Origin of the sequence: Sphingobium olei, assembly GCF_042678845.1 — a bacterium.
Lineage (GTDB): Bacteria > Pseudomonadota > Alphaproteobacteria > Sphingomonadales > Sphingomonadaceae > Sphingobium > Sphingobium olei.
On sequence record NZ_JBHTLS010000069.1, the window covers coordinates 1 to 4628 of the forward strand.

Here is a 4628-nt window from a genome sequence, read left to right on the forward strand (position 1 = left end):
TCCATCTCCGGTCTTCGCCATCAGCTCGGCAAGCGGTAATCTATCGTCGGTCATCGGGATCAACTCCTCGGTGGGCGTGTGAAGTGTGGTAACTCCACCTTACCGATGAGCCCGGTGGCCACCGAGATCGAATTCGCATGGGTGGGGCATGCCCCACCCATGCGATCGCCTCAATCTACACCGGAAATTACACCACGAGCGCGGACGCTAACTGATTGCAGGCAACAGCTCGCCTGTGCGCAGATGTCGCCCCGGATAGCGCAGGCAGCAGAGTTGCAGGGCATAGCTCAAGCGGGTCGCCGGAGTGCGTGCGAAGCCGATCGCAGCAAGGTCCTCGGCATCGAGGCCATGATGTCGCACCACCGCCGCCTCGCTGTCGGGCAAAGCAAGCAACGCGGCGCGCTGCCGCTGGGTCATCGGAATACGTGCGGGCATGTTTCATCCTCCAAAAACCTCTTGCCTTTTGTTGGCTTAGTGAAAGAGGATTGTGAAAGACCCAAGGCTGCGGAAATTGGTGCATGCTGTTTCCGCCTCCAGATACGGCCGTTTGTGAAAGAGACGCAGATGACGCGCGAACCCTATCTGATCGGTTATGCCCGCGTGTCGAAGGGCGACGACCAGTCGAACGCCGCGCAGCGGCGCGCGCTCGATGCGGCCGGCTGCAAGCGGGTGTTCGAGGAGACCGCCAGCGGTGGGCGGTGGGACCGACCCAAGCTTCTGGAGATGATCGGCCAGTTGCGCGACGGAGACGTCGTCGTCGTCTGGAAGCTTGACCGGCTGTCGCGCAGCCTAAAGGATATGCTGCACATCATGGAGCGGATCGAGCTGGCAGGCGCGGGCTTCCGCTCACTGACCGAGGCGATCGACACCACCACCGCGGCAGGGCGGATGATGATGCAGATGGTGGGAAGCTTCGCCGAGTTCGAGCGGGCCATGATCCGCGAGCGTACCAGCGCCGGCCTTGCCCAGGCTCGCGCAGAAGGACGGATCGGCGGGCGTCGGCCCAAGCTCGGCGACAAGCAGCGCCGCGAAATCGCCGAGTCCGTCACGTCCGGCCGCAAGTCCGGTGCCGAGATGGCGCGGCTCTACGGCGTCAGTGAACCCACCGTCTCGCGCATCGTCGCCGCGCACCGCCAGCAATTCAGTCAGCAGCAGAGGGAACAGGCATGAAGCGTGGTCACGATCTGTCCGGCGTCATGAAGTTCGCCACCTCGCCGGCCTGGGGCGAGCATCTGGGCGAGGCGCTCGGCGATCATCTCGGGCTGGCGATGGAGGAGTTCGACTTCGAAGCGGACGAGCTGGCGGACATCGTCGGCGATCATTGGGCCGGCGTGTTGTGGGGATGCGCGTTCGAGGATCTGCTGACGCGCACCATCCAACCCGACCGGAACATCGTCGATGACTATATTCGGCGCCGGGGCTGGAATGAGAGCGGCCCGACCAAAATCTACCTGCGTGCCCTTCGATCGTCAGTGATGAGCCTCCACGAGGTCAGCGAGGTCGAGCCCGGCAGCGGCTTCCTCGTGCGCGACCTGATCCGGGGCGGCGAGCCGCTTCGAGTATCCGAGCGCAGCGCCTCGCAGACGCTGAAGCAATGGGACAGGATCGGTGCCCGCGTCGTGCAGGTCGGAGGCAAGCACCTCCTGTCGGGCGGCGTGCTGTCGTTCACGATGGAGGCGGCCGAGGCGCTCGTCGCCGATCTACGGCGCTCGAAGGGCAAGCGCAGCCCGCGCACCGCGTTGAACCTAGACGCCGACGATCTGGCTGCACTTCCGGCCCTCATCAGCACGGCATGGCTGTTCGATGTCGTTCCCAAGACCATGGGACCGGCGCCCATCCCCACGCTGCACAACATTGATGGCGAGGAGGTGATGTTCCACCGCGTGCGCTTTCCCTTCGCACGCGGCGTGACCCAGGCGCTGGTCGGCGAGCGGCTTGATACTGTCCCTGCGCTTCAGCGGGAAACCACGCACTTTTGGAACTGGCTGGGCGAGAAACCGAACGGAAAAGCGAAAAGCACCGGGCGCATGGCGTGGGGTGTGACGATGGCGGACGGCACCCCGGTGCTCGGCAATGTCGAATTGAAAGGCCGCGCCCTGATGCTCGCCGTCACCTCGGCCGAGCGAGCGAAACGCGGCACCGCGCTTATCAACGATGCGCTCGCCGGGTTGGTCGGCTCGCCGCTGACCACGATTGAGACGGTCGAACAGGCCATGGCGGCGCGGGCCGAGGGGCTGACATCATCCGAACCGGCACCCGCCATTGCGCCAGAGGTTGCAACCCCGCTCATCCATGCCATGCTCGACCGTCAGTACCGCGCGACGCTCGATGAACCCGTCGGCATGCTCGGCGACATCACCCCGCGCGCAGCCGTTCAAACTGCCGCAGGCCGGCACCGAGTAGCCGGGTGGCTCAAGCATCTCGAAAACCGCAGCAGCAGCCAACTCGACGCGAACGACCCGATGGCCACCTACGACTTCACTTGGATATGGCGCGAACTTGGCATCGAGAACCTGCGCAAATAGTTCGCTACCCCTGACGTCGATGCCTACCGTGAATCCGTGTCCCTACAATGCACAGAGGCCCTCATGCGAAGTTGAGAATTTTCAACAATCTTTCACACGCGCGCCGGAGCCGCATCTCCACGGCCTTGCCGCTGATCCCCAGCGCGGCCGCGGTCTCCGCTTGGGACAAGCCTTCCACGGTCCGTAGCAAGAGCGTCTCCTTGAGCGTGGCCGGCAGCTCGGACACCGCGCGCGAAAGCTGGGCAAGCTCCGCGCGATCGAAGGTGACGGCGTCCGCACCTGGCGCCTCGTCCCGCTCACCCTCGATGGTCCCGGGCGGCAGCGAAGAGGCGAACGATAGTATATGGCGTATGCGCCGCCGCCGATGCCAGTCGCGGCTCTTGTTGATCGCCACGCGGGTCAGCCACGCAGCGAGCGGCCGATCTCCGTCATACTTTCGCAAGTTCTGAAAGGCGGCCACGAAGCATTCCTGAGTGAGGTCAAGCGCTTCTTCGGCGTCGCCGATATGCGAGCGGATCAGGCGATAGACCGGCCTTTGGTGCCGTCGCATGATCTCAGCGAAGGCGGCCTGCCGTCCGCCGAGCGTCAAGGCGGCGAGTTCGCCGTCCGTGCAGGCCGCGAGATCAAGGCTCACCGCGCGTCTGCGGTCAGCGCCTTCACCACCGCGCGGTCGAACGCCGTCGTCTGATCCGGCCGCAGGATCTGCCGCATCGCGAACATATGGTTCAACGTCTCCTTCTGAAGCTCGCCCATCGCGCCGTGCGAACGATCGACGGCGGCCGCGACCTGCGGCCCGTTACCATGTTCGGCCTCGATTGCGGCGGCGAGCCGCGCGTTGTCGGCCCTGAGTTCCAGCTCCAAGGCACGCCTTCGAACGGCGAAGTGAGACTCCAGCGTCTGGAGCTTGGTCCGTTGAGCTTCGTCCAGCTCGAGCCCGTCGTGGAGCAAGCTGTGAAGCTCCACGCCCGGGCTCGGCGGTGAAGGAAACAACTCGTGTCCAGCCCACACGCCTGCGACCGCCGCCACGAACGCGACGATGGCGATCAGCATCGTCCTCCGGGCGCCGCTCGTCACTGGAACGCGAGCAAGGTCGAAGGCGCTAGCGGCATGGCAGGCCCGAAGGGTGTTAGCGTCGGCACCTGCGCAGTCGCCGCTGTGGACGACAATCCGCCGCCCACCACTCCCAAGGCGACTGCGCCTAGCGCTGCCAGCACGCCAGACCGCAGCGTCACTCCGCAGCCCGCGCGCCGCTCCGTCGCGATCAGCCGCATGACGTCGCCTTCCAGTTCAGCGAGCCGGGGATGAAGCGGTTGCTCGGCAAGGCGGCGCAACGCGCTGTCTAAATCCATGTCCATGTTCATTCCTCCGTCATCCTTACATCCATTACGCACGGCCGACGAACACCCTTCGAATCGAAGCGATCGAATGCCACGAAGCGGGAACGCCCCCCGGACGCGGCGGCGCACTTCCATTGCGCCCAATCGCTCGCACCTCGTCACGGGCCGGCGATCCACGCGTCCCGCTGTTCAAATTCCCTGAGCCACCTCTGCGACGCTGGGGAGATCGATCTGTAATGAGGTGCCGGGTCCATATCCCGGTGCGAAATGTCACGGATGAACCGTGGCCCTCGACGGTGCCACACAGCGCCAGAACGCGCCGGACGCGCCTCGATTAAGCCGACTGGTGGCGGTGCGGGGTATGGCGTGGATATGCCGACGTTTATCGCGGCCACTAAGCGCGACTGGGCGGCGTTGGACATAGAGGAGCCGGGCGACGCCAGTCGGCCTCGCTCCTCCGCCCCCTACATTTGATAGTATTCGGCGTGGCAGGCGTAGATGGATGGACACGATCGGCTTCTGGAGGACATGGAGAGGGCCACGTCAGTGAATGCCCCCACCACCGGCGAGGCGGTTTAGCCCATGCTGAACACAGCGGTGAAAGCACCCAGCGCCAACGGGAAAACTCCACCTTGTCTAAGAGGCTGTGTCAGAACGCTGACGTAACGGTGGACGGCCGAGTTTCGATATGATTCCGAGGGGTTGCGACACCAACTTTGGAAACCATCATGTGGAACCCGACCGCCCGCGCGCATCATAGCCGCGC

5 protein-coding genes and 1 pseudogene are annotated in these 4628 nt (G+C 64.7%); 2 read left to right on the top strand and 4 right to left on the bottom strand.

Annotated features, from left to right (window positions below; translation table 11 throughout):
• Window positions 1–213: 213 nt before the first annotated feature.
• A pseudogene (locus ACFQ24_RS04415) lies at window positions 214–435 on the bottom strand (DUF4158 domain-containing protein); the annotation flags it as partial.
• 129 nt (window positions 436–564) lie between these two features.
• Here ACFQ24_RS04415 and ACFQ24_RS04420 point away from each other — a divergent pair.
• Both ACFQ24_RS04420 and ACFQ24_RS04425 read left to right on the top strand, forming a co-directional pair.
• Window positions 565–1170, top strand: coding sequence for a recombinase family protein (locus ACFQ24_RS04420; protein WP_026109404.1), 606 nt, complete (start codon window positions 565–567; stop codon window positions 1168–1170).
• Window positions 1171–1196: 26 nt separating this feature from the next.
• On the top strand, window positions 1197–2525 hold the full coding sequence (locus tag ACFQ24_RS04425) for a hypothetical protein (RefSeq protein WP_020817906.1): 1329 nt from the start codon (window positions 1197–1199) through the stop codon (window positions 2523–2525).
• Window positions 2526–2586: 61 nt separating this feature from the next.
• Here the strand turns inward: ACFQ24_RS04425 and ACFQ24_RS04430 are convergent, their stop codons facing one another.
• From ACFQ24_RS04430 to ACFQ24_RS04440, 3 genes are read right to left on the bottom strand one after another with little or no spacing between them, the layout of a single operon-like run.
• Window positions 2587–3159: an RNA polymerase sigma factor gene (locus ACFQ24_RS04430; protein WP_380909278.1), complete on the bottom strand. Its 573-nt coding sequence runs from the start codon at window positions 3157–3159 to the stop codon at window positions 2587–2589.
• Window positions 3156–3575, bottom strand: a complete 420-nt coding sequence (locus ACFQ24_RS04435; RefSeq protein WP_380909280.1) for a periplasmic heavy metal sensor — start codon at window positions 3573–3575, stop codon at window positions 3156–3158. Before ACFQ24_RS04435 ends, ACFQ24_RS04430 begins: the two co-directional genes overlap by 4 nt.
• A 20-nt stretch (window positions 3576–3595) precedes the next feature.
• Complete coding sequence (locus tag ACFQ24_RS04440; RefSeq protein ID WP_380909282.1) at window positions 3596–3880, bottom strand: hypothetical protein; 285 nt, start codon at window positions 3878–3880, stop codon at window positions 3596–3598.
• Window positions 3881–4628 lie beyond the last annotated feature (748 nt).